The 24,845-nt window shown below is 38.9% G+C and carries 21 protein-coding genes and 1 pseudogene; 19 read left to right on the top strand and 3 right to left on the bottom strand.

What is annotated here, in order from left to right; translation table 11 throughout:
- Window positions 1–184: 184 nt before the first annotated feature.
- From SCSH_RS01675 to SCSH_RS01665, 3 genes are read left to right on the top strand one after another with little or no spacing between them, the layout of a single operon-like run.
- Window positions 185–538, top strand: coding sequence for a cyclophilin-like fold protein (locus SCSH_RS01675; protein WP_057490164.1), 354 nt, complete (start codon window positions 185–187; stop codon window positions 536–538).
- The gene (locus SCSH_RS01670; protein ID WP_057490163.1) at window positions 531–1,100 is read left to right on the top strand and encodes a DapH/DapD/GlmU-related protein; all 570 of its coding nucleotides are present in this window, start codon (window positions 531–533) and stop codon (window positions 1,098–1,100) included. Before SCSH_RS01675 ends, SCSH_RS01670 begins: the two co-directional genes overlap by 8 nt.
- A 21-nt stretch (window positions 1,101–1,121) precedes the next feature.
- Window positions 1,122–2,129 carry an alpha/beta hydrolase gene (locus SCSH_RS01665; protein ID WP_057490162.1) on the top strand — a complete coding sequence of 336 codons (1,008 nt, stop codon included), beginning with the start codon at window positions 1,122–1,124 and terminating at the stop codon, window positions 2,127–2,129.
- A gap of 276 nt (window positions 2,130–2,405) precedes the next feature.
- Here the strand turns inward: SCSH_RS01665 and SCSH_RS01660 are convergent, their stop codons facing one another.
- Window positions 2,406–3,293 (bottom strand): LysR family transcriptional regulator, encoded by an 888-nt coding sequence (locus tag SCSH_RS01660; protein ID WP_057490161.1) that lies wholly within the window; start codon window positions 3,291–3,293, stop codon window positions 2,406–2,408.
- 241 nt (window positions 3,294–3,534) lie between these two features.
- Here SCSH_RS01660 and SCSH_RS01655 point away from each other — a divergent pair, with 241 nt between their 5' ends.
- From SCSH_RS01655 to SCSH_RS01625, 7 genes are all read left to right on the top strand, one after another.
- A complete protein-coding gene (locus SCSH_RS01655; protein ID WP_026217383.1) occupies window positions 3,535–3,906 on the top strand; it encodes a nuclear transport factor 2 family protein in 372 nt (123 codons plus the stop codon).
- Window positions 3,907–3,922: 16 nt separating this feature from the next.
- Entirely contained in the window at window positions 3,923–4,744 is an 822-nt protein-coding gene (locus SCSH_RS01650; protein WP_057490160.1) for an SDR family oxidoreductase, read from the top strand.
- A 72-nt stretch (window positions 4,745–4,816) separates the two neighbouring features.
- Window positions 4,817–5,401: an NAD(P)H-binding protein gene (locus tag SCSH_RS01645; RefSeq protein WP_057490159.1), complete on the top strand. Its 585-nt coding sequence runs from the start codon at window positions 4,817–4,819 to the stop codon at window positions 5,399–5,401.
- A 90-nt stretch (window positions 5,402–5,491) separates the two neighbouring features.
- The gene (locus tag SCSH_RS01640) at window positions 5,492–6,334 is read left to right on the top strand and encodes an aldo/keto reductase (RefSeq protein ID WP_057490158.1); all 843 of its coding nucleotides are present in this window, start codon (window positions 5,492–5,494) and stop codon (window positions 6,332–6,334) included.
- 168 nt (window positions 6,335–6,502) lie between these two features.
- On the top strand, window positions 6,503–6,931 hold the full coding sequence (locus SCSH_RS01635) for an Rrf2 family transcriptional regulator (protein WP_057490157.1): 429 nt from the start codon (window positions 6,503–6,505) through the stop codon (window positions 6,929–6,931).
- A gap of 152 nt (window positions 6,932–7,083) precedes the next feature.
- Window positions 7,084–8,088 (top strand): NADP-dependent oxidoreductase, encoded by a 1,005-nt coding sequence (locus SCSH_RS01630; RefSeq protein ID WP_057490156.1) that lies wholly within the window; start codon window positions 7,084–7,086, stop codon window positions 8,086–8,088.
- A 3-nt stretch (window positions 8,089–8,091) separates the two neighbouring features.
- Window positions 8,092–8,931 (top strand): alpha/beta fold hydrolase, encoded by an 840-nt coding sequence (locus tag SCSH_RS01625; RefSeq protein ID WP_057490155.1) that lies wholly within the window; start codon window positions 8,092–8,094, stop codon window positions 8,929–8,931.
- Window positions 8,932–9,037: 106 nt separating this feature from the next.
- Here the strand turns inward: SCSH_RS01625 and SCSH_RS01620 are convergent, their stop codons facing one another.
- On the bottom strand, window positions 9,038–9,589 hold the full coding sequence (locus SCSH_RS01620) for a TetR/AcrR family transcriptional regulator (protein WP_057490154.1): 552 nt from the start codon (window positions 9,587–9,589) through the stop codon (window positions 9,038–9,040).
- A 124-nt stretch (window positions 9,590–9,713) separates the two neighbouring features.
- Here SCSH_RS01620 and SCSH_RS01615 point away from each other — a divergent pair, with 124 nt between their 5' ends.
- The 7 genes and pseudogenes from SCSH_RS01615 to SCSH_RS01585 all read left to right on the top strand — a co-directional run bounded on the left by SCSH_RS01615 (window position 9,714) and on the right by SCSH_RS01585 (window position 17,845).
- Entirely contained in the window at window positions 9,714–10,694 is a 981-nt protein-coding gene (locus SCSH_RS01615; RefSeq protein WP_057490153.1) for an NAD(P)H-dependent flavin oxidoreductase, read from the top strand.
- A gap of 34 nt (window positions 10,695–10,728) precedes the next feature.
- Window positions 10,729–12,057, top strand: a complete 1,329-nt coding sequence (locus tag SCSH_RS01610; protein WP_057490152.1) for an NtaA/DmoA family FMN-dependent monooxygenase — start codon at window positions 10,729–10,731, stop codon at window positions 12,055–12,057.
- A 133-nt stretch (window positions 12,058–12,190) separates the two neighbouring features.
- Window positions 12,191–12,501: pseudogene (locus SCSH_RS11340) on the top strand (winged helix-turn-helix transcriptional regulator).
- 85 nt (window positions 12,502–12,586) lie between these two features.
- Window positions 12,587–13,126: a cysteine hydrolase family protein gene (locus SCSH_RS01600; RefSeq protein ID WP_057490151.1), complete on the top strand. Its 540-nt coding sequence runs from the start codon at window positions 12,587–12,589 to the stop codon at window positions 13,124–13,126.
- 111 nt (window positions 13,127–13,237) lie between these two features.
- Entirely contained in the window at window positions 13,238–16,237 is a 3,000-nt protein-coding gene (locus SCSH_RS01595; protein ID WP_057490150.1) for a type I restriction endonuclease subunit R, read from the top strand.
- Window positions 16,238–16,459: 222 nt separating this feature from the next.
- A complete protein-coding gene (locus SCSH_RS01590; protein WP_057490149.1) occupies window positions 16,460–17,098 on the top strand; it encodes a RelA/SpoT-related domain-containing protein in 639 nt (212 codons plus the stop codon).
- 6 nt (window positions 17,099–17,104) lie between these two features.
- A complete protein-coding gene (locus tag SCSH_RS01585) occupies window positions 17,105–17,845 on the top strand; it encodes a Panacea domain-containing protein (RefSeq protein WP_057490148.1) in 741 nt (246 codons plus the stop codon).
- Window positions 17,846–18,415: 570 nt separating this feature from the next.
- Here the strand turns inward: SCSH_RS01585 and SCSH_RS01580 are convergent.
- A complete protein-coding gene (locus SCSH_RS01580; protein ID WP_057490147.1) occupies window positions 18,416–20,344 on the bottom strand; it encodes a retron Ec67 family RNA-directed DNA polymerase/endonuclease in 1,929 nt (642 codons plus the stop codon).
- Window positions 20,345–21,110: 766 nt separating this feature from the next.
- Between SCSH_RS01580 and SCSH_RS01575 the strand changes: the two genes are divergently transcribed.
- Window positions 21,111–22,619 carry an RNA-directed DNA polymerase gene (locus SCSH_RS01575; protein WP_057490260.1) on the top strand — a complete coding sequence of 503 codons (1,509 nt, stop codon included), beginning with the start codon at window positions 21,111–21,113 and terminating at the stop codon, window positions 22,617–22,619.
- Window positions 22,620–22,661: 42 nt separating this feature from the next.
- Window positions 22,662–24,845 (top strand): AAA family ATPase, encoded by a 2,184-nt coding sequence (locus tag SCSH_RS01570; RefSeq protein ID WP_057490146.1) that lies wholly within the window; start codon window positions 22,662–22,664, stop codon window positions 24,843–24,845.

The following is a 24,845-nucleotide window of genomic DNA, read 5'->3' as shown; positions in this document are numbered from 1 at the left end:
TAATTTTAGTAAGGGGAGATGATGTAACTTGAAGAGGTTATGGCTAAGAAGATATGGGATTGTGTTGTTTGGGCTATTGGGCTTGTTTTTGAGCTTAGCTGGCTGCACACCTACTAATTCATCATCTTCATCCAATATGCGGAAACCATCAGGCCATCAAAATCAAGAAAAAGGAGACAAACTGATGACAATCACCTTATCCATAGATGGACAAAACTTTCCAGTAATTTGGGAAGAAAACGAAGCTGTTTCAACCTTGAAAAAAGCGTTAGAAAAACAGCCATTGACTATCCACTTATCAGCTTATGGTGGTTTTGAACAGGTCGGAGAGCTTGGTATGACATTACCAAGTCAAAATACCCAGCAAATCGCTCAGCCGGGGGATATCATGCTTTACAATAGTAGCCAGTTAGTGCTCTTTTATGGTCAGAATCGTTGGTCTTATACTAAGCTGGGTCACATGGCTACGGATGCCAAATCCCAGCTGGCTAAGGACAAGGTAACAGTGACTCTTACTCTGGAGGAAAACAATGATTGATACACCTTTTGAACCGTATTTAAATACTGGAAAATTAGTTCCAGAACACGATGGCCTGCGCCAGCTCATTTCAACTATTCAGACAGAAAATCAACCCCTTGTGCAAGAATTGAATACTCAGATTCAAACCATGGCGAGCGCTAGGCGACTGGTTGAACAGCTGACGAAGGAAGCAATAGATGACACAGTTGCTATCAACGTTCCTTTTCAAACAGATTTTGGACGACATATTCACTTTGGTAAACATATCTATGTGAACAAGGATGTCTTTATGGTCGATTTGGGTGGGATTTTCATTGAAGATGAGGTTCTCATAGGCCCACGTGCCAAGCTGATTTCCGTGAATCATCCTTTGAAACCAACAGACCGTCATAAATTGGAACTCAAGTCCGTTACCATTAAGAAAAATGCTTGGATTGGGGCGGATGCTACCATTTTACCTGGGGTAACTGTCGGTGAAAATGCCGTTGTGGCTGCAGGTGCCATTGTTTCTAAGGATGTCCCAGCCAATACCGTCGTCGCTGGTGTTCCAGCAAAAGTCATCAACATCATTGAAGAATAACTTATAGAAAGAAGAAGTATTATGACAAAAACATTTGATATTTATGAAAACATCGCCTCACAAAACGTTCGTTTTAAAAACCGTTTCGGTATCGAAATTGCAGGGGATTTGTACTTGCCAGAAGGCTATGACCATCAGAAAAATCCTGCCATTGTAGTGTCTGGACCTTTTGGTGCGGTCAAAGAGCAAGCTTCAGGTCTTTACGCGCAAGAATTTGCCAAGAATGGCTTTGTAGCGCTAGCTTTTGACCCATCTTTTACAGGGGAATCAGGTGGAGCAGTGCGTAACGTTGCTGAGCCAGTGATGTTTACCGAAGACTACAGTGCAGCCGTTGATTATCTTGGAACCTTACCTTACGTTGACCGTGAACGTATTGGAGCCCAAGCCATTTGTGGCTTGTCAGGCATGGCTTTGACAGCGGCAGGGGCAGATATGCGTATTAAAGCCGTTGCAACAGCTTCTATGTACGACATGTCCAAGTCTATGTATCTTGGTTACATGAATAGCTATACCGATGAACAGAAGGCAAAACTGCGTGAGCACGTCAGCCAACAACGCTGGGTAGATGTGGACAATGGTGCCTCAGAAACTGGGAAATACCGTTTAGGTTATCATGAGCTAGGATTTGATGAAAAGGGTCATGTGGTGACGGGGGAGAGTCTATTCCCAGAAAACCTCCCAGAAGACGCAGATCCTGTTTCAAAAGCTTTCTTTGATTATTATTGCACACCGCGTGGATATCACGAACGCTCTATCAATTCAACAGCAGCCTGGACAGCGACAACACCAATGGCATTCTATGAATTTCCGCTTTACCATAATATCAAAGATATCTCACCACGCCCAATCCTTCTTGTAGCTGGTGAAAATGCCCATTCTCGTTACCACTCAGAAGAAGCATACGCAGTAGCGAGCGAGCCAAAAGAATTGCTGATTGTTCCAAATGCCGACCATGTTGACCTCTATGACCAAAAAGACAAGATTCCATTTGACAAGTTGGTGTCTTTCTTTACTGAGAATTTGAAGTAATCATAAGAGCTAGAAAAGCTTTAATGTTTTAAGGGTAAGAGTATTATCGTAATCCTTATGATGGTTGGAAGTTATAAATGATTAAAAACCTTGATTTTTCAAGGTTTTTTAACATGTAATTTTTCTTGTGGTGACGATTGCTAAAATAATCTCTTGTGTTATTTATATAGAAACCAAGATAGATATGGATTTGGCTAGGGACGGACGATTGACAGCTAACACACGACTTGGAAGTCCAATGTGATGGAAGTGAATGAAATAACAATTGTTTCTCAGCTAAAAGTGATAAGGTGAGTTTTGATAAAGGTTTTGGAGGATAGTGATGAGTTGTGTGAGTCCGTCATTTTGAACATCTTTGTGGTGAACAAGTACAAAGTCAAAGGATTCTGGACAGTCAAAAGGAATCCACGAAAATTGCCCAGAATGGTCATTTAAGAATCCTGGTGATAAGCAGATAGCTCTTCCAGCAGCTACTTGTATCAATGTAAAATCATGTGTTGGACTATTAAGGGTCTGGATAGGAACAGTATCAACGACACGCTGTTGAACCTGGCGCAAGGTTTGTGATGAGCCACCATTGACCAGAAGGGTGCGATGGGCTAAATCTTCTATCGTGATACGTTCTTTTTTGGCCAGTGGATCGATTGTTTGACATAACAAATAGATGTGACTGGTAAATAGCGGGGTAATAGTAACACCACTGAGTTTCTCAGCCTCCTCACGAGGGAGTAACATGATGTCCAGGTCCCGTCTCATAAAAGAGCTGATGGCATCAATAGTCGGTTGTATTTCAGGTACAATTTGAACTGTAGGTTGCTCGGCTTCAAAAATAGGGATAGCTTCTGGCAGATGAGTGAGCATTGTCCGCATGGGAAAGCCGATTTTAATAGCAGAACGATAGCGTTCTCCCATATTTTGAGCCTGCTCAATGGCAAATTGTATCTCTTGAGAAATTCGTGATAAGGAACTAATTAACTCTTTCCCTGCAGGTGTTAAGCGGATGCTTTTCCCAATACGATCAAAAATAGCAAAGCCCACCTCTTCTTCAATTGTCTTGATTTGATAAGATAGGGAGGGTTGAGAGATAAAGAGATTTTCAGCTGCTCGGCTCAAATTCAATGTTTTAGCGGTTTCGATAAGATAGGTCATTTGTTTGGTATTCATCTCGGCCTCTTATTAAATAATTTTATAAATAATCTAAAATAAGTATTGGATAATTTTATTATAAAGCATTATACTAAAGTCATCAAGTGAAAAGAAGACTGATAAAATGCGGAGCAAAAGAATGCGATACGGTATCCTAGCAGGTCTCATTCTAGGAATACTAACTGGTACTTATTTCGTTAGTGACAAGCAGACTATAGCGTTACAGTTACCTGATGTCATATCAGAAAGGAAATCGGAAATGTCAGAAAAAGAAACCTTACAAACCATATATCGCCAAATCAATCAAGCCATGGTAGAGAAAGATATTGACACCTTGTCTCAACTGTTACGAGCTGATACTGTTTTAGTTCACATGACAGGGTATTCTCAGCCAGTTGCTGAATGGTTGGAGCAGATTGAGTCTGAAGACATGGCGTATTATTCGTGGAAAGAAGACGCGATAAAAGATGTCGTCATTTCTGGAAATAGCGCCAGCCTAATTGGCCAAAGTCGGGTGAAAGCACGAATCTGGGGCTCTGGTCCGTCCACTTGGCGTCTGCAAGTCAAGATGTATTTTGAAAAAAGAGATGGTCAGTGGCAAGTGATGAAGCAGGTTGCAAGCACTTATTAAACGAAGGAGAAAAAAGATGAAACACTCAAACGATGTTGTCGTATTATTGGGAGCAGGAGCTATTGGTTTAGAGATTGTGAAGCGTGTCGCTACGAACAAAACAATTCTTTTAGGCGATATTAACCAAGATAATCTTTGTCGGGCTAAGGAAGGGTTAGGGAATGCTGGTTTTACAGTAGAGACTGCGATTGTAGATGGTGGTGACCGTCAAGCTATTCAAGCCTTTGCAGATCAAGCTGAGCAACTAGGAAATATCACATCATATATCCATACAGCAGGCCTTTCACCCAACCAAGCTGCCTTTGAAGACATCTTGCGTGTGGACTTAGTTGGGACAGCCATAGCCTTAGAGATTTTTGGTAAGCTTGTAACACCTGGTGGGGCAGGGCTTGTTGTTTCAAGCATGGCTGGGCATATGTTTGCAGATACAGTAACAGTAGAGCAACGCATGGCTTTGGCAACAACACCAGCTGATGATTTAGGAACCCTTGACTTTATGAAAGAGGACATTCCTGGAGGCGCATACGCAATTTCTAAGCAGGGCAATATTCTACGCGTGCAAGCAGAAAGTCTCAACTGGGCCAAACGAGGTGCACGTCTCAATAGTATTAGTCCAGGCATTATTATCACACCGTTAGCTCGTCACGAACTACAAGCTAATCCAGAAGGTTACCAAGCCTTGATTGATAATTCAGCAACCAAGCGTGTGGGGACAACTGCTGAAGTGGCCACAGCAGGAGCTTATTTGTTGAGTGAAGAGGCTAGCTTTATTACTGGTACAGACCTGCTGATTGATGGTGGTGTGATTGCTGCTATGACAAATGGCAAAATGGGATAACAATAAGGCTGTGAAAACTCAGCTAAGTGTCCTAAACTAGTAAAAATTAAATGAAATCGTGAAGGAGAGATGATGACTAAAGTAACGATTATTGGAGCGACAGGCTCCTTGGGGCGTGTGACTGCCAACGTATTATTAGAACAAACGGATGTTGACTTAACGTTACTGTCACGATCAGCCCATACGCTACCTGACCATGCGCGTGTTAGCAAAATTTCAGCGAACGTTTTTGACACAAGGGCCTTAAAAGAAGCTATTAACGGCAGTGATCTTGTTTTTGTAGCACTCTCTGGAGATTTACCGAAGATGGTTCAGGCTATTATTGATGTGATGGAGACGACCAAGGTCAAACGTATTATATTTATCTCATCCTATGGGATTTACGGAGAATTGCCTGGTCAAAATGGTCGTGTGGATAGTATCTTAAAACCTTATCGAAAGGCGGCAGATAGGCTAGAGCAAACTGACCTAGACTATACTATTTTGAGACCAGGTTGGTTTGATAATAGTAGTGATATCAGCTATCACCTTTATCCGAAAGGTGATGTTATCAGTGGGAATACCATCTCACGGTTAGCCATAGCGGATTTTGTTAAAGAAGCTGTACTGCATCCAGATTTTTACCTTAGGGAAAATCTAGGAATGGTACGAGATTAAATAAGGCTAGCTTAGATATTTCAGTAATTGAAAGTTTTTATCTATGAAGATGAAAAGACCATGTACACCAATTTTTAGAGGAGAACGATTATGCAACAAACTTACTTAACACTCAACTCAGGATATCAAATGCCACAGTTTGGGATTGGCGTGTACCTCGTTGCCCCAACTGATACCAAACAGAATTTACTGGACGCTTTTGACCTGGGCTATCGCCATGTAGACACGGCGCATGCCTATCAAAATGAGCGTGAGGTGGGCCAGGCGGTCAAGGCTTCTGGGTTGGAACGCAGCGAACTTTTTATCACCTCAAAATTCTGGCCGAGCGATTATGCAGATCCTGAAGCTATCGACAAAATGCTGGCGCGTTTAGATATGGACTACATTGACCTTGTCCTTTTGCACCAAGAAATAGGCGATTACAAAGCAGGCTGGAAACAGTTAGAAGCAGCTGTTCAGGCTGGTAAAGTACGCTCAATCGGACTCAGTAATTTCGAGTCTGGTCGCTTGGAAGAAATTCTTGAGATGGCAACAGTCCAACCAGCAGCCTTGCAAGTAGAGTGTCACCCCTATTTCCAACAACGTGAGTTAAAAGAACGGATTGTAAGTATTGGTACCATCATCGAAAGCTGGTATCCTCTGGGACACGGTGATGCCACCCTAATCGATGAACCCATCTTTACACTATTGGCTCAAAAATATGGCAAAACCAATGCGCAGATTATCTTACGTTGGCACATTCAGTCAGGACATGCTGTCTTTCCAAAGACGACCAATCCAGACCACTTAAAAGAAAATATTGCCATCTTTGACTTTGACTTGACAGAGGCAGACATGGCAGCCATCAATGCTCTAGAGAAAAACTTCCGCTATTTCAATATGACCTTGGAAGAACGGGAGCGTAATTTCAAAAATTTTGTACCGGCAGATTAGAAATAGTCCCTTGGATAAATATCCGAGGGTTATTTTCTGTGCTGTTAAGATATTGTTAATAAAAAAAGTATTTTGCTTGACTTTTTTAGTTGATATGCTTATACTTGTATCATAAACAAGAACAAGATGATGGGTAATTTATCAAATATTTGTTTAAAAAGGAGTCTTATGGATACGAAATTTTCAGTAGCCATCCACATTTTAACCATGATTTCTGAGAGTAAGGTGACCTTATCTTCTCAGGCATTGGCAACCAGTGTGGGCACCAATGCCAGTTATATTCGTAAGGTCATTGCTCTTTTGAAAAATGCCGATTTATTGATGTCACATCAAGGCAAGAGCGGGTATGCGTTAACGAAAGCACCAACAGAAATCAGTCTTTTAGACATTTACTATGCGACGCAAGAAGTGACTCAAGTCAAACTCTTTCAAGTGCATCAGCATGCCAATCTGGAATGTCCTGTCGGTAAACATATCGAAGGGGCAATCAATCCAGTATTTCAAAAGGCAGAGAGTCAGCTAGAAAAGGAGCTTGCCAGTCAAAGCCTTGCAGATGTCATTACAAATTTGTACCGTCAAGCAGGAGTTACCAAGTAAGCGCTTGGTGATTTCCTTCACCTTATCTTGTATCTGTATCTAATGCAGACACATTTGATAAAAAATTATCACGACATTTTCTAAAGGTCGTTTGAAGTTACAACCTTGCAGACCAGCTCTGCTATTTCCAAAAAAAAAGAAAGAAGAAACTAATGAAAGCAGCACAATTAAATGCCTACAATAAAAACAACCTTAACCTCAATATCGTCGATGTCCCAAGGCCTGAGCCAAAGGACAATCAGGTCTTAATCAAGGTGCTGACAGCCGGGGTCAATCCGCTGGACAATATGATTACCCGTGGTGAGGCCAAGATGATTGTTCCTTATAAAACGCCCCTTATCGCTGGAAACGAAGTGGTGGGACTGGTTGAAAAGATAGGTACTGGTGTGAGCCAGTTTGTCGTAGGGGATCGTGTTTTTGGTCGCTTGCCGTTAGATCGTATTGGTGCTTTTGCCGAGTATGTAGCCGTGGATGTGGATGCCCTTGCTAAGGTCCCTGACTATTTAACAGATGAGGAGGCGGCAGGTGTCCCGCTGACTGCTCTGACCATTATGCAGGCGTTTGACCTTATGGATGCTAAAGCTGGCAAGACCCTCTTTATTTCTGGTGGGACTGGTGGTGTCGGTGCCATGGCTATTCCCCTTGCTAAAGCCAAAGGATTAACCGTCATCACTAATGGGGACATCAGCAATCGTGACCGAGTCGTGGCGCTCGGGGTCGATCAGTTCCTAGATTACAAGACTCAGGACTACACCAAGCTCCTCAGCAATGTTGATTATGTCTTGGACACTCTAGGTGGCACTGAGACCGAGAAACAAATGGCTATCATGAAAAAAGGTGGTCAGATGGTATCTCTGCGTGCCATGCCAAATGGTGCTTTTGCTAAACGGATGAAACTTCCTAGATGGAAACAAATCCTCTTTACACTGGTTGGTCGCAAATTCGACAAAATGGCTGACAAATATGGTGTTCACTATCACTTTATCTTCGTCGAAAGCAATGGTCAACAACTCCAAGAAGTGGCAGATATTTTTACCAAACTAGAGATTAAGCCATCTATTGATACGGTTTATCCCTTTGAAGAGGTCAATGCTGCACTGGATAAGGTGGCAAATGGACGCTCACGCGGTAAAACTGTTCTCAGCATGAAAGGATAACACATGGCTTATTTAGAAACCAAAAACCAATACCTTACTGTTCAAGAGAAAAACATTGCCTACCGTGAAATCGGTAAGGGAAAGTCAGACTATCCATTGGTTATGTTAGTCCATCTCGCAGCAACCATGGATCATTGGGACCCTAAACTCATTGACCTTTTGACCCAAACACAGCATGTCATTTTGCTTGATTTGCCTGGTGTTGGGGCCAGCGACGGTAAGGTAGCAGGTACCATTCCAGGAATGGCTGAGCAGATGATAGACATTATCAAAGCCCTAGGCTACCGTAAAATCAACCTTCTTGGTCTGTCTATGGGGGGTATGATTGCTCAAGAAGTGGTGCGTTTGGCTCCAATTTTGGTGAATCGCTTGATTTTAGTAGGGACTGGTCACCGTGGCGGACTTGGTATTGATAAGGTAACAGCAAAGACCTTCCGTTACATGGCACGGGCTGCCCTACACCGCGTTGATCCTAAACGTTATATTTTTTATGATCATGATGACCATGGCAGAGCAGAAGCAGATAAGGTGCTCAGTCGCCTAGCCAGTCGCAAGAAAGCTTATGCGGACAAAGAGATGGCTGTGCCAAGTTTTCTACGACAGTTAAAAGCTATTAAAACTTGGGGGAAAGCCCCAGAAGATAACTTGCAGTTTGTGACCCCACCAACCCTGATTGTCAATGGTGACAAGGACATGATGGTACCAACAGAAAATTCCTACATCATGCATGATAGGATTACAAATAGCCAACTGATTATTTATCCTCATGCAGGCCATGGGTCAATTTTTCAGTATGCGGAAGATTTTGCTAAGGAGTTAGAAGTGTTTTTAACTCTAAGATAAAGTATTTTTTGCAGAAACGATAGTCATCATAAGAAAAAACAAGTGGCCTCCTAACTTAATGACGTGATGGAAGACACTTGTTTTTTTGTTATTCTGTTGGACAGTTTCACCCCACCCTCATCTGTCCAACGATGGCAAATAACTTATCTTGAGCCTCTGTAAGTGACAAATCAGTCTCTAACAACCAGTATTTGACAAAGGCGACAATAGCGCCAGAGAAGACGTGGATAGAAGCTGGGTCTATGGTCAAGCCAAGTTTTTGGCTGCCATCTAGATTAGCAGTCACAATCATCTGTTGGAAAGCTGTTGAAAAGCTAGCAGGTTGACTGGTCAAAAGTTGGTGGATGATAAAATGGTTGTGTGCCACGGCGCTTAGGATATTGTCTAAAAACTGACGGTTTTCTTCCGAGGTGATGCGCCCGAGGTCTTTGGCGACAGGACGGCAAGCATCTTCGATAGAAAGGAGAAGCTCATTGAGAATGTTGTCGTAAAGGTGTTCTTTGGTCTCGTAGTGTTGGTAAAAGGCATTACGAGATACCTGAGCCAGTTCGCAGAGCTCTTTGACGGATATTTTGGACAGTTCCTTTGTTTGTAGTAAATTGAGAAAAGCCTCTTGGAGGGCTTTTTCGGTTTTTTCAAAACGTAAATCCTGTTTCAATATGACATTCCTTCCTGATGTGTCACTTAAGTGACAAATGTTTGCTAAGTGTCAATTGACGATTTTAAATGACACTTGTAATATAAAGACTATAACATAGTGAAACAAAGAAAGCGAGAAAAAGATGGCAAATCGTGTAACAGAAATCTTAGGTATTGAGAAACCAATTATTCAAGGACCTTTGGCTTGGTTGACAAATGGGAAATACGCTGCGGCTGTGAGTGCGGCTGGTGGACTAGGTGTGTTAGGGATTAGTGCAGGTCAAAAGGTAGCGGCAACAACGGTTGAAGAAACCATTGAAAACATGCGCCGTGAAATCCGTATTGCCCGTGAGATTACGGATAAACCTCTGGGTATCAATGTGGCTCCTGGGCATGAATTAACCGATATTTTTACTGGTCCTATGCTTGAGCTCATGGTTGAAGAAAAGGTTCCAGTAGCTGTTATGGTTGGGCAATTTTCAGCTTACTGGGCTACAAAATTTAAAGAAAAAGGCATCAAAATTGTTTTTCGAGCAGAAAACCCAACAGCTCAAAATACGGAAGAAGCCATTCAAGGTGGGGCAGACATTATTGTGGCAACTGGATTTGACGAAGGGGGAACGGTTCCTAGTCAAGTGATTGGGACCTTCTCCATTGTTCCTATGATTGTGGATGCTGCTAAAGGTCGTGTCCCTGTTATGGCAGCAGGTGGTATCGCAGATGCAAGAACTGCCCGCGCAGCCTTTGCCCTAGGGGCAGAAGGGCTCTACGTTGGTACAGCCTTTATGATGTCAGAAGAATCTATCGTGGCGCAAAATATCAAAGACATGGCCTTGGAAGCTGACGCTACAGATCTCTTACTATACCGTACCGTTCCGGCCTACTACCGCTCATTGCCAGGTGAGATTCCAAACAAACTGTTAGAAATGAGCAATAGCGGAGCGACAGAAGAAGAGATTTTCGCTGTTCAACGTGGCTACAATGGCATGCGTGATGGGATGCTCTTTGGAGACCTCAGCAAGGGCTTTGCTTCATTTGGTCTTGGCATTTCAATGATTGACAAGATTGAGCCTGTCTCAGTAATCATGGACAAACTCATGTCAGGTATTGAAGATTTAATCTAAACGATTTAATAGAGATGAAAATGAGGAAACTATCATGACAGAAAAGAAACAAATGAAACTCGGTCTTGCCATGTTTGGAGCCGCTGGTTTAAATTTTAAATCTTGGTTGGCTCCAGAAGTTAGGCTTTCTGAGTATCCAGATATTTCAGTGGATGTCAAAGCGGCACAACTAGCTGAAAAAGGAAAATTCCAATTCATGTTCTTTGGTGATTTTCCAGGAACAAAAGCAGTAGCAGATGCTGATATGCAGACCATGGGGTTGGATCCTTTATTGATTGCGACAGTCATTGCTAGCCAGACAAAGCATATTGGTTTAGGGATTACTAGAGCGACGTCTTGGAACAATCCCTACGAAGTTGCTCGCCAATTCAAGACGCTAGATGCGATTAGTAAAGGTCGTGTGGCTTGGAATGCCGTAACTGGTGCTAATGGCGTCAGTGCTAATGCTTACGGTGTGCACCTCCCATCTAGCTTTGATCGTTATGGCAAGGCGGCAGAATTTACGCAAGCAGTCCAAGCCTTATGGGCAACTTGGGAAGAAGATGCGCTTAAACTAGATCATGACAAGCAGATTTTTGCGGATTATGAGAAAGTCAAGTCTGTTACTGTAAAAGGTCAGTATGTTGAAACATCTGGTACCTTGCCAATTCCACCATCAAAACAAGGTCAGCCACCTATTTTCCACTCAGGAGGTTCTGGTAATAGCGTTGCCTTTGCTGGTCAGCATGCAGATGTCTATGTCGGTGAAGTTTGGACCATTGAGCAGGGACAAGAGATGCGCAAAGCACTTAGCCAAGCAGCCGTTAAAAATGGTCGTCAGCCAGGATCCGTTGCTTTTATCGCAGGAGTCATGCCTCTCATCGGAGACAGTAAAAAGGACGCCTTAGAACGTCATGCAAGATTCATTGATGAGGATACTTTCTATCAACGAGTGGCTCATATCGGTTATGCCTTGGGTGTTCAATTTACCATGGCTGATATTGAAAAGCCTATTGCTCCAGAGATTTTAGATGCGGTTGGAATCACACCTTACAGTGACCCACGGACAGAAAACATCATTCGAGTAGCGCGTGAAGGTTGGACCTTACGAGAAGTGGTCTATCATTCAGTTATTGACTATCACCCTGCCGCAGTCGGTACCCCAGAGGACATTGCAGATCACTTGACAGAATGGTTTGAAAGTGGCGCAGCTGATGGTTTCTGGGTCATGCCAGATGTTTATGAATCAGATTTAAAACGTTTTGTTGAGGAAGTCGTTCCAATCCTCCAAGAACGTGGTATTTTCCATACAGACTATGAAGGGGAAACCCTCCGTGAAAATCTTGGAATTCCTTATCAATACGGGGTGAGGGAAGAAGCATAGTTATAACACAGTCATGTGCAATCATGGCTGTGTTATTGTATGATATAATAAATCTTATCATTACTAGCAAATATGAGGAAGACATTTGAAATTAAGGAAAGAGTACACCTGCCCTTTGGAATTCGTCCATGATATGATTAAAGGGGAATGGAAAACAATCATCATTTTTCAATTAAAAAACGGTCCCCTATCACTGTCGGAGCTTCAAAAAACAATTAATGGTATTTCGAAAAAATGCTATTAGAACAATTGAAAGAACTCGTTGCATTTCAACTGGTACAGAAAAATGTATTTGAAGGTTACCCTTTGAAAGTAGAGTACTCTTTAACAGAACGTGGGAAGAAATTATTATCAGCAATTAAGATTATGCAAGAAATCGGTGTGGATTATATGGTAGATCTGCATCTGGAACATATCCTTGATGAAAAAGGAATAGCCTACTAGGATACACACAAAAAGTGGGTAATGTACAAGAAATTATGGTTATATTATACTTTAGTTATCATAAAAGATTAAGAGAGGTATACACATGAAAGACGCATTACTTATCATTGATGTTCAGAATGATTATTTTCCCAATGGGAAGTGGGAATTGCATCAAGCTAATAAGGCATTAGAAAATGTCAAACAACTTTTAGACTATTATCGAAAACATCAATTGCCCATTTATCACGTTCAGCATATTTCGCCAGAAGGAGCTGCCTTTTTCGAAATCAACACTCCCGGAGCTGATATTCATCCCGAAGTTAGTCCACTTAAGGATGAGAAAGTTATTCAAAAACATTTCCCATCGGCTTTTTTGAAAACCAATCTTAGAGAGGTTTTAGAAGAGGACGGTATCACTCATCTTACGGTTTGCGGCATGATGACTCACATGTGTATCGATACAACAGTTCGTGTTGCCCAAAACTATGGCTATGACGTTAAACTAGTCGATGACGCCTGCACCACAAAAGATTTGGAAGTTAAAGGTCAAGTGATTGACGCTGAAACAGTTCACAACACCTACATGGGGTCATTGGCACAAGGCTTTGCTGAAATTGTTGTGACAAACGACGTTCCAAAATAGTCTAGCATCGTCAGTGACCATACCATAAAAGTTATACACCCCTGTCTTATTAAAGAGACAGGGGTTATTGTGGTATAATAAAGTTAATAGACTCAAAATTAGGAATGAACGATGACATACACAGGTGAATTAGCGATTGAACAACAACTCATTGACCAGTTGACGACTGGAAACAGTCAATGGAGTTATCGGAGTGATTTAAAAACAGAGGATGCCCTCTGGGACAATTTCTTTGCTAAATTAGAGCAAAATAACGTTGCCGTGTTAAATGGCACGCCTTTGACAGAACAAGAAAAGGCGCAGATTAAAAACCAGCTTAACTTTATCAATTACTATGAAGCCGCTAAATGGTTGGCGGGTGAAAATGGTATCGCTAAGGTGCAAGTTCAGCGTGAAGATGCTAGTCTAGGCACTATCCGTTTATCCGTCATTTGGCGAGATAATGTTGCTGGTGGTACCTCTTCTTATGAAGTGGTGAATCAAGTGGAGCGTCCTAAAGCAGAACCAGCAGACCAAGACAGAAGACTTGATGTGACGTTGTTAATCAACGGACTGCCACTGATTCAGATTGAGCTGAAAAATGCCCAACATCCGTTTATGGATGCTTTTCGTCAAATTAAAAAATACGACCGTGAAGGCAAATTGCGAGGGATTTACTCTAGCTTACAGATGTTTGTCGTATCTAACTTGACGGATACCCGCTATATCGCAGCCGCAAAAGAAAATAAGCTCAATGAGACTTTCCTAACTAAGTGGGTCGATACCACTAATCAACCAGTGCTGAATCTCTTTGCCTTTGCCAAAGAGGTGCTCTCGATTCCAAGAGCGCATCAGATGGTTATGCAGTATTCCGTCATTGACGATGACAAGAAAGCTTTGATTTTGCTTCGTCCTTATCAAGTTCATGCCATTGAAGCGGTGCAGGAAGCTAGCCGTAAGCAAGAGTCAGGCTATGTCTGGCACACGACAGGTTCAGGTAAGACCCTGACTTCTTATAAGGTCGCTCGTAATCTTTTACAGATTCCGTCTATTGCCAAGACCATTTTTGTGGTGGATCGTAGCGACTTGGACCAGCAGACGACCTCAAGTTTTCTCTCCTACGCTGCCAACGATGTCATTGACATTGATGAGACGGACAATACTCATCAGTTGGTAAAACGATTGGTGGCAGAGGATAAGCGCGTGGTGGTGACAACCATTCAAAAATTGGCAACCATGATGCGCAAAATCGAAGACGGACTTTACAGCAAGGAAGCGGATAAAATCAAGCAACTCAAAGTCGCCTTTGTTGTGGACGAGTGCCACCGTGCGGTGACGCCACAGGCTCAGCTTAAACTCTCAAGCTTCTTTATCCATTCGCTCTGGTATGGTTTTACAGGAACACCAATCTTTGCAGAAAACAAACGCCAACAACTCGGGAATCTCGCCCAAACGACCGAAGAACAATACGGCAAACGCCTCCACGAATACACTGTTAAGGAAGCGATCCATGATAAGGCTGTCCTTGGCTTCAAAGTGGACTATAAAAACACCCTCATTCTCAATAAAGAAATTGCTGAAAAGGATATTCCAGACAGTGCCTATGAGGATGAGGAGCACATGCTAGAAGTGCTGGACGCTATCATCAATAAATCCCGTGGGCAACTTGGCTTTCAAAACGGTGTCGGACAGACGTTCAATGCGATCTTAACCGTGAAGTCTATCCCTATGGCGCAGAAATATTATGACCTCTTAAAACGCGTCAAAGCTGGCGAAACCAGAGTGAAAATTTCTGAGCGCGTGAAGCAAGTCCTCCCAGATTTTCCAAAGTTTACCATCACTTACTCCGTGACGGAAAATGACGAGGAGTCAACGGTCAATCAGGACAAGATGAAGGAAGCCATCTATGATTACAATACCGAGTTTGGCACCCACTACACGATAGCAGACCTGCGTGGCTTCAATACCGATGTCAATAATCGCCTCGCTCGTAAGAAGGACAAGTACCTCTTCCGTGAAGAGCAACTGGACTTGGTTATCGTGGTCAACCGTCTTCTGACAGGCTTTGATGCCCCTTGCCTCTCGACTCTCTTCATTGACCGCAAGCCCATGCAGCCTCACGATTTGATTCAGGCCTTTAGCCGAACTAACCGTATCTTTAGTAGCACTAAAAAGTTTGGTCAGATTATCACCTTCCAAACCCCAGATGCTTTTAAAGAAGCCGTGGACAAAGCGTTGCGCCTCTATTCCAACGGCGGTGAAACCAGTGTTTTAGCCCCTGAATGGTCAGAAGAAAAAGCAGTCTTCGACGAAAAATTAGCCATCCTGCAAAATCAAGTAGCGACAGACAGCGAGCTTGGACTGGATATCAGCAGTGCTAGTACCGAATTACTCAAGAAATTTGCCAAATCCTACCAAGAATTTGACCGCTATTTTGCTTCTATCAAGGTCTATTCCGAATACGACCAAGATACCATCTTTGCAGAAACAGGATTGACAGAAGAACTCCTAGAAACCTATATGGGGACCTACCAAAATGTCCTCGAAGAAATCAAGAGACGTAAAGATGATAATGACGATTCAGACGATGAACCACTCGATATCCTCTATGAGTTGGAATCCGTCCATCTCGATGAGATTAACTACGAGTACATCATTTCCCTCATCCAAGCCTTTATCCCACAGGCAGATGATGCCCAAAAAGAATTGACTGCAAAAGACATCGCAGCCGTGGATGCCTATATCGCAGACCTTGCCAAAACCAACCAAGGACTAGCCCAAGTCATCGCTGACCTTTGGCTTCAAATTCAAATGGACCCAGAAAGCTACCGTGGCCAATCCATCACCAATATCCTCGACCAGATGATAGAAGCGGTGATTACCAAGGAAGTCACCCAACTGGCTAAGAAATGGTATATCGGCGCAGACGAACTCATGTATCTGGTCAAAAACTACCGCAAAGGGGAAAGCAAACAACTCGGCGAAAGCGAACTCAGCCAAAGCCAACGCTACCAAGACTACAAAACTGACGTCGCAGAAGCCCTCAATCCCCTCAAATACAAAATCGAAATCAAAAAAGCCTACACCCAACTCATCGAAGAAGTCATCGAACCGTTAAGAGGGCGGAAGTGAACTAAATTCAACATAAAAAAGCAAACACCCTAATCAATATTTCTTGAACAGGGTGTTTATTTAGTTCTGAGAAACGACCAAAAATGGAAGATTTTGCGAATAGATAAAATAGAAATAGTAAAATAGGATAAAGGAGTTTTATGTTTTATCTTGTCCAATTTTGTGTTACAATATCAAATAATAGTGATAGTTTACTTGATATAACTTTAAAGGGATTAAATCATGATTGACGATATTATAAGATTGATAAATGAAATCGGTAAGCTGCATCAAGATTTTTCACATAATTTTTTTAAAGGGCATATCGCTTATAACCTGAAAAAAACTAGAGTAGACAAGGTTTTACAAGAGACCTCTTATGATGAATCCTTTATTAGTTTAGTTGATGATTATATTGAAGAACTATCATACTGGCTTATTTTTCTTGAATTTAGTTCAGAGTCCTTAATTTTAGAAACACGATTTAGAGGTAAAAATAAAGAATCTGCTCTTAATAAGTTATACTACTATCGCGTAGGAAAATCAGATCCTACAATACCTGTTCAAAAATGCTTGAATGATTTGCTTGGATTTCGCATCATTATTAATAATGCGATTGATTACGATTGTCTATTAGACAAAATAAAGTGGTCAGATAAATTGAATATAAAATTATTTAGACCCTATGTTAGAACAGACCAAAACTACAAAGGTATCCATCTGTACGTCAAAAGTGATAATAATCATTATTTCCCTTGGGAAATTCAGATTTGGCAAAAGTCTGATGAGGTTTCTAACGAACGTTCTCACCGAAATCATAAAGAAAAACGCCAATATATCAATTGGACAGAAATATACAAAGACTATCAAAGAAAGGAGTAACAGAACATGGTTCAGCATGTTATCGCTATTGCAAGTTCTTACCGACTGGGTAAGCGAATTGCTTGGCATTATACAGCCGATGTCATCAGTAAAGATGTCTTAACAGAATTAAGAGATAAAACAAAAAAGCTCCTAGGACGTCCAGACTATGTCATCCATAAATTAACAACGGATTCGAAAGATTGGAGCAGTGTTGTTAATAAGGATAGTTTCTTTGCGGATTTAGAAGTCTATGGTTCATTAGATGATTTTCTACAAGTTATAGCTGCAGATAAAGAAATCACTGCGCTTGACATTGCTAAGTATCTCTTATCAGTACTGCCTATGTCCAACTTAAAGCTTCAAAAGATGATTTATTTAGTCTATGCGGATTATCTAACAAAGACTGGTAAAAGGTTATTTAAAGATAAGATTATTGCCATGCAGTATGGACCAGTTATTCCTACTGTTTACGAAAACTACAAAGGAAATGGTAAGGAAGAAATCGCTGAAGCTTCAGACGATAAAACAGATGTTCATCTAGACGGTATTACAGTACCCTTGACTCTTGCAAAGATGTTGCAAGCAGATGATAACCAAACCATACTAGCTTCCATTAAGGCCACTTTAGAAATATTTGGTAAGAAATCAGCAGGTCAGTTGGTGGATATCACCCACAGAGCTGATAGTCCATGGAGCCAAGTAAGTTTATTTGATGAAATTACTGACAGTATTATCTTAAAACACCATAATGTCGAACTAGTTTAAAAATATCGAGACTGAGCAAAAACTCGTCCAGTATTCCTGTTTAGGAGAATAAAGTTTGCAAAGCAAATGTCAAAAACGGTCTGAGGAGAGACCATTTCAGGTTGCTGATTAGAAATTAGGAAGTGGTGAGAACCAAAATTTTCAATTTTTTGGTTGAACCCACTCCCTTTTTTATATCTAACAGTGACGAGACAACAGCCGGACAGGCAGATACATTCTCTCCAGATATCTAGGAAAGCTGGATATCTATTCAGGTCTCGTCATGTCCTAGAGCATCATTAAAGAGAAGAAGTACTATGATGCCTTTAAGATCACAGGTGATGCCGACAATAGGACTACCAACAGTCCTGCTATATAGAACTATGATTATCTGGGTATAATCATGAAAGAAAATCATAAACTAACCAAAGCAGCCCGAACTCAAGGGCTGCTTTTCAAATATTCAAATGCTCGAACTAAGAAAAGAGTCTGTGACAAACCGCGATGATGGCTGTTTGTCACAGACTCTAAAGAACAGCCATACTAAAAAAGATAACCCCAGGCGCGTGTGAATTCTCGTCCATTAGGTATTTATTTAGTACTTTCTTTATATTCCAATATTCTTTTTTCTAGTGCATCAAAAAGTGGAATAAATTTATTGAAATTAAAAGATTGATAATGTCTTAATATGTATTTAGATAAAATTTCTTTACTGTAAGAGTTTCGTCCTTCGTCATTATTATTCTTCGAGAAAGATTTATTATTTAATATTGGCATGGATTGCTCTGCTAGCAATAAATCTTCAATATCACTAGAAGATTTTCCTGAGAGTAGTGGAATCAATAGTAAAAATAAATTATTTTTTACAAAGATATCCACTGCATTTATTCTAAGAATATCTAGGGTTTGCGAGTCTAATTTTAAATCTCTAGCATGATTTGCGAAATTGTAAAGTGGATTTCCTTTTGGTTCATTATCAAAGAGGAAAAAAGTAGGATTTTTGGGTTCTCGTGAGGTTAATTCCCGAAAATATTTCAAATAATTGGGATATAAGTATTTTTGTTGCTTTATACCAGTGTTGTCCGAGAAATAGTTATATAGATGTTTAAAAACTTCTCCTCCACCTTTAGGGATATTAAATAAGTAATCTATAGTAGCAGTATGAGAGAAAAAATTAATTTTAAAATTAAATTGATTATCTTCTTTTTCAATTAGTGAAGGATATTTAGAAGCTAAATTCTTTAGTGCAGCTTTCAGATAAACTATATCAGTTTTACCTTCTGTAACAATTAGTGGTCTGTTGTTCATGAAAAAATTTTTGAAGAAAAGAAATTTCTGATATTCTTTTTCTCTGGACGAAAAATTTTCCATGTAATTATAATTACTATTTTTTTCTGCTTTGTAGAAAGTTTGGGGAAGCTCGTATTTTTTATGTTTGCTATTCCAAAAATTTGTAGGCTCAACTAAATCCTGTTCGTTAAAAATATAGTGATGATAAAAATTATCTCTCCCCTTTTTGTTTTCATATTTAGGTAGAAGATATTTTTGATATTCAATCCCGTTAGTTGATAATGATTTTTTATACAATAGATAGTTATTGTAGTTTTCGATTTGTTGTATATAAGCAAATCGTCCATTTAATTGATCAATAGTTCCTGGCTTACCATCAATTTCAAATTGGCCATCTTTGTACAGATGAAAAGCCATCGCTTTTGTATTTTTGAAGTATTCTCGTTTAATATTTACTTTTTTATTGACGATTAGCCCTGTCACTTCTTGCCGCTGACCATTATCACTAATTCTGGTTTTTCTGTGATTAATTGAAAATCCAGAGCGGTGTATAATATCTTGTAGTTGGGTGAAAAATGCTTCAAATGATTCAGCCGGTAATTCAGCGTTAGTAGAAAAAGTTAAATCATCAGCATATCTAGTATAAGTCAGTCTATATTTTTTAGCTAACTTGACAATCCTATGATCTAAAATTTGACAAATTAAGTTTGTGATAATAGGAGACGACGGCGCCCCCTGTGGAAGACTCCCTTTATAGCAGGTTAATTGTGCAATGAGTGTGGCTACTTCCTCAGGAACTTGAAAATCACGATTTTTTAAGAAAAATCCACGAACCCTGCCAAAATGAAAGCTTCCAAAAAAATCTTCTAGATCAAGATTTAAAACAAATTTTTTATTGCGATGTCTTTTGGCATTGGTAATGATACTTTTGTTCTTTTCAAAAGCATGAGAGACATTAGGTAATTTTTTATGCTTTTTATTTGATGTGGGTTGAAAATTTTCAACATAAGCCTCCCAGAGAAGACTGGCGAATCTTTTCTGAAGTTTCTTTAACGCTTTTTGAGGCGCATAGATTGTCCTTGTACCGCCAGTCTTTTTAGGAATCTCAAAACTAGTATAAAGGTTATCAATACCGATTTTATATAGCAGATAGGTAATTGAGGAATATTTCTTGTAGCCTAATAAATGTGCAAAATCTTCTTTTGATTGAATTGTTTGTAGTTTATTCATAATATTTCAAAAATAAAAAAAGCGTGTGACAACTCATTATGCGAAAAGCAGTTGGCCTAAGGGAAGTACAGATGTTTTCTCAGCTGAAAGTCTTCCTGGTGAGATATTAGAGGCTGAAAAAGTATTCCAACCTTTGTTGTTAATACTTGCGAACACACAAGTCAAAAATCTAGTCACACGCATTGTTATTATAACATAAGTAAAATACAGTTGAAGAATATATTATCAATAATATTGCTTGTGATAAGTAATAAACACAAACAGTTACAAGCATTAGGGTGGATAAGAGAAAAGAGCTGTATAATAGAAAATAAAGATAAACTTGGTGAAGGCTGATCTAATATTGAATTGCTGCTATCCGACCCAAGAAAAAAGACCCTCAAACTTTGATGAAGGGCTAAAGAACCATCATACTAATAAAGATAACCCCAGGCGCGTGTGAATTCTCGTCCATTAACTTACTCCCATTCGGGAACACAGCGGTAATCCTTCGAAAGTTATCTTTATCAGGTTCATTCTAACATATAAGATTGATACTGCCAAAGCCCAAATAATTTTTGTAAATGGTTAAACACCTTGTTTGAAGATCAGCCATTTCCAGTCTGATCTTTTTCTTTTGGTAAAATAGCAGAGCTAAAGATAGTAAGAATTGTTTGAAAATTAGGTAGACCATCCTTTGAGAGGGACAGAAGTGGTGGTATAATAATAAGCAAGAGACTAATAAAAATAGAAAGGGGAATCAGTGCCAAGCAAAAGTATTTTAGAGATGACAAATTCAGAAGCAAAGAAATTTTTCTTAAAATCTGAATCATATTTTAATGGGCATTTACCATCTTATTTTGATTTTGAAGAATTATTAGTTCAAGCAGAAAAGCTTATTGGGCAATCAAAATTAAATGAGATATCCATTTGTAAAAATGCTGTAAGTCAAAGAGATGATGTCAATTATAAGATATTAATGAATAAGGATGGTCAATATGCATGGCGACCCGTTCAATTAATCCACCCGCTACTTTATGTTGATTTAGTTAATACAATTACCGAGCAAGAAAACTGGGACAGCATTGCAGCTAGGTTCTCTCAATTCCAATCAGACAATCGGGTTAAATGCATTTCAATACCTGTTGAGTCTACGAGTGCAAAGAATGACCAAGCTGAGCAAATTTTAAACTGGTGGGAGAATTTAGAACAAGCACAAATAAAATTTGCTTTGGATTACAATTACTGTATTCAAACGGATATTACTGATTGCTATTCCTCGATTTATACTCATACAATTCCTTGGGCATTACATGAAAAAGAGTGTGCAAAGAAGAATAGAGAAAATGGAATAGGAAACGTTTTAGATACAAAAATTAGATCTATGCAAAATGGTCAAACAAATGGTATTCCTCAGGGAAGTGTTTTAATGGACTTTATTGCCGAAATGATTTTGGGATATGCTGATATGCGACTAATAGAGTTGGCAGACAGCAATGAATTAACTGATTTTCAAATATTAAGGTACCGTGATGATTATCGCATTTTTTCAAATCAACTTGAAACTGCTGAAAAAATTATGAAACTATTAACAGAAGTGCTGTTTGATTTAAATTTAAAAATTAATTCTCAAAAAACATTTTTATGTGATGATATTATTATAGATGCCATTAAGCCAGATAAACTATATTGGACTAGCCAATACGCTAGTATTGCTAATAAAACTTCAAACGGAGAATGGCATTTTCAGCTGTCTTTACAAAAGCACCTTCTTCAAATTAAAATCCTAGGTGATAAATTTTCTAATTGTGGGCAAGTAAAGAAAGCTCTTACAGATATTTATAAGAATCGTGTTCATAAAAATATATTAAAGAAAAAACCAGATGATATTTATCAATTGATTAGTATAGTGACAGCAATCATGCTTAAAAATCCCGGAAGTATTCAACATTGTGTAACTATTCTTGCCGCATTATTTAAATTCCTTGAACCATCAGAAATTAACTCAACAATCACTAGTATTCTCAGTAAATACGATAGTCTGCCTAATACAGACTTTATAGAACTGTGGTTGCAACGTATTTCGATTATTAAAGAGCGCGATAAAAAATACAAATCCAAAATGGCTAAAAAAGTCAGGGAACCTAACAACATTAATTTATGGAATTCTGATTGGTTAAAATCGAACAAACAGCCTGACGAATCGCTTTTGATAAATGAAATAAAAATTTCTGAATTAACCCTAGAAACTCCGATTGAAGAAATTGATATGTTTAATGATAGCTATGATTTTTAACATAAGGGATAGGTATTGTATATAGGGGAGGGGCTCAGATCAATGACTGAAACAACAATAGATTTAACACAAATTCAATTTTCAGATTCAGATAAACCGTTATTTGATGGGAAAAAACTAGAATTGCGTAATAAGAATTTTATTTTTGCTAGAAATGGTTCTGGTAAATCAACGTTAAGTGATGCTATTAAATTCCAAAAGTCCGATGATTTTGACGTTCAGGTTTTTAAGGGCTTTGAAACACTAGTTGGTGAAAATGAAAATCTAGACGCTTTTTCTTTAGCTGTTGATGCAGGAGAAAAGGAAGAAGAAATCCGTAAGATAAACAAACAACTAGAAGCAAAACGATCAGAATATACGCTTTCAAATGGTCGTATTACCGATTCAGAAGATGAGAATGAAAATCTCTATAGTAAACTTAAAGCAAGTGAAGATAGCTATAACAAGCAGAAGAAAAAGTTAGATAAATTCTATACAGACTCTGCTAGAAGTATTGGCGATATATCTAATCCCCAATTGGTTACAAGTTCTCGTAATTATAGGAGTAATAACTTTAAAAATGAAATTAGTCGAGCCAATCTCTTACAAGATACTGAAATTAATCAACTGAAACAGGTTTTAAAGTCAGAACCTAAGCGTATCAATAGAATTAATTTCCAAGATATTGATTTCGATAAATATTTAATTGCTGTAAATGAAATTATTTCAAGTAAAGTAGAAGAGCGAATCAAAATAGCAAGGTTAGATAACCAAGAGAAAATCAATTTCGCCAAAACTGGCTTATATATTCACGAGAAAGAACAAATTTGTGCTTTTTGCGGGAATAAAATCACTGATGAAGTTTTCAATGAATTAGAAAGTTATTTTTCTGCAGATGAAGTGAAAGCTCTTCAAGATAGGATAAAATCAGGAAAAGATAAAATTAAAAGCCTACAAGAACAGCTAAATGGATTACAAATTAGTACAGAAGGTTTTTACCCAAATTTTCTTGATAGAGCGGTAGAAGAACAGAAGAAAATTCTTGAGTTAAAAGAAGAACAAAATAAGTTTTTAGATACCTTGTATACAGAACTTGAGAATAAAGAAAAAAATCTATTTAATGAAAGTGATCTTATAGATACTGAGGTTCCAGAGGGACTTGATTTTAATAACCTAAATCTCCTTATTGATGAAAACAATCGATTTTCAGAAAATCTGGAAAAAGAACAAAAGATTGCACGAGATAAATTAAGATATCATGAAATAAAAATTTTACTTGATAAGTTTAATTATCAAGTTGAAAGTAACCAATTACAAAATCTTTCAAAAGTCCAAGCAGAACGACAAGAAGACTTTGATAGAGAAAAAGAACATCTGAATAACTTACAGAAAGAAATTAACCAGCTAACGATTGATATTGAGAAATTAAAGCCAAAAGCTGAAAAACAGGCTATTGACCGAATCAATAAAAAATTGAAATCAAGAGTTCAATGGGAGTTGGATTTTTATGAAAACGAAGATTCCGGATATTATAGAATAATGCAAGGTGACAGATATAGAAGTGTTAAAAAATTATCAACAGGAGAAAAGAATATCATAGCTTTTCTGTACTTTATTGAAAAACTGGAAGAGGTTAGAGATAGTCAGGCCAACAAACCAAAACTAATAGTATTTGATGATCCAATGAGCTCCAATGATACGACTATGCAATACCTTATTACTTGGGAACTGCAACGACTTTATCAAGGGAAAGATAAAAATAAATATGATATTAACAAGGATATCATGGTTATTCTTACTCATAATGTTCATTTTTATTTAAATGTACAGCCTCATGGTAACTTTAAAGATGATAAAGGTAGAACAAAATATGATAAAAATAATTTTTATCGGATTGATAACCATAAATTTATAAAAATAATCAGTGAAAAAGAAGACTTCAAAACCAGTTATGAAGCACTTTGGGTAGAGTTAAAAGATCTCTATGATTGTGGCCACAAAAATTCAATGCTAAATACCATGAGACGGATTATTGAGACGTATATGAAATTTAATTCTTTAAAGCAAGATAAGTTCTATAAAGGCAATGAACAGTACTTAAAGTTATTTAACGTCAATTCTCATTCTATAGATGATTTATCAGCGGAATCATACTCTGAGACAAAGGAAGAAATGAGAGGCTTGTTCTATCAAATTTTTAAGGAAAATGAATGTGAGGAACATTTTAATAACTATTGGAAATTCTGA

Source organism: Streptococcus orisasini, assembly GCF_001431045.1.
Classification (GTDB): domain Bacteria; phylum Bacillota; class Bacilli; order Lactobacillales; family Streptococcaceae; genus Streptococcus; species Streptococcus orisasini.
The sequence above is the reverse complement of the archived record's forward strand: the minus strand, read 5'-3'. Positions and strand labels throughout refer to the sequence as shown.

What these genes read in the sequence shown, in the direction of transcription:
- SCSH_RS01660 (WP_057490161.1), bottom strand. Translation starts at nt 3,293, where the DNA reads ATGAATACCAAACAAATGACCTATCTTATCGAAACCGCTAAAACATTG.
- SCSH_RS01585 (WP_057490148.1), top strand. Translation starts at nt 17,105, where the DNA reads ATGGTTCAGCATGTTATCGCTATTGCAAGTTCTTACCGACTGGGTAAG.
- SCSH_RS01645 (WP_057490159.1), top strand. Translation starts at nt 4,817, where the DNA reads ATGACTAAAGTAACGATTATTGGAGCGACAGGCTCCTTGGGGCGTGTG.
- SCSH_RS01600 (WP_057490151.1), top strand. Translation starts at nt 12,587, where the DNA reads ATGAAAGACGCATTACTTATCATTGATGTTCAGAATGATTATTTTCCC.
- SCSH_RS01615 (WP_057490153.1), top strand. Translation starts at nt 9,714, where the DNA reads ATGGCAAATCGTGTAACAGAAATCTTAGGTATTGAGAAACCAATTATT.
- SCSH_RS01610 (WP_057490152.1), top strand. Translation starts at nt 10,729, where the DNA reads ATGACAGAAAAGAAACAAATGAAACTCGGTCTTGCCATGTTTGGAGCC.
- SCSH_RS01590 (WP_057490149.1), top strand. Translation starts at nt 16,460, where the DNA reads ATGATTGACGATATTATAAGATTGATAAATGAAATCGGTAAGCTGCAT.
- SCSH_RS01635 (WP_057490157.1), top strand. Translation starts at nt 6,503, where the DNA reads ATGGATACGAAATTTTCAGTAGCCATCCACATTTTAACCATGATTTCT.
- SCSH_RS01650 (WP_057490160.1), top strand. Translation starts at nt 3,923, where the DNA reads ATGAAACACTCAAACGATGTTGTCGTATTATTGGGAGCAGGAGCTATT.
- SCSH_RS01630 (WP_057490156.1), top strand. Translation starts at nt 7,084, where the DNA reads ATGAAAGCAGCACAATTAAATGCCTACAATAAAAACAACCTTAACCTC.
- SCSH_RS01625 (WP_057490155.1), top strand. Translation starts at nt 8,092, where the DNA reads ATGGCTTATTTAGAAACCAAAAACCAATACCTTACTGTTCAAGAGAAA.
- SCSH_RS01675 (WP_057490164.1), top strand. Translation starts at nt 185, where the DNA reads ATGACAATCACCTTATCCATAGATGGACAAAACTTTCCAGTAATTTGG.
- SCSH_RS01580 (WP_057490147.1), bottom strand. Translation starts at nt 20,344, where the DNA reads ATGAATAAACTACAAACAATTCAATCAAAAGAAGATTTTGCACATTTA.
- SCSH_RS01670 (WP_057490163.1), top strand. Translation starts at nt 531, where the DNA reads ATGATTGATACACCTTTTGAACCGTATTTAAATACTGGAAAATTAGTT.
- SCSH_RS01595 (WP_057490150.1), top strand. Translation starts at nt 13,238, where the DNA reads ATGACATACACAGGTGAATTAGCGATTGAACAACAACTCATTGACCAG.
- SCSH_RS01640 (WP_057490158.1), top strand. Translation starts at nt 5,492, where the DNA reads ATGCAACAAACTTACTTAACACTCAACTCAGGATATCAAATGCCACAG.
- SCSH_RS01570 (WP_057490146.1), top strand. Translation starts at nt 22,662, where the DNA reads ATGACTGAAACAACAATAGATTTAACACAAATTCAATTTTCAGATTCA.
- SCSH_RS01575 (WP_057490260.1), top strand. Translation starts at nt 21,111, where the DNA reads ATGACAAATTCAGAAGCAAAGAAATTTTTCTTAAAATCTGAATCATAT.
- SCSH_RS01655 (WP_026217383.1), top strand. Translation starts at nt 3,535, where the DNA reads ATGTCAGAAAAAGAAACCTTACAAACCATATATCGCCAAATCAATCAA.
- SCSH_RS01665 (WP_057490162.1), top strand. Translation starts at nt 1,122, where the DNA reads ATGACAAAAACATTTGATATTTATGAAAACATCGCCTCACAAAACGTT.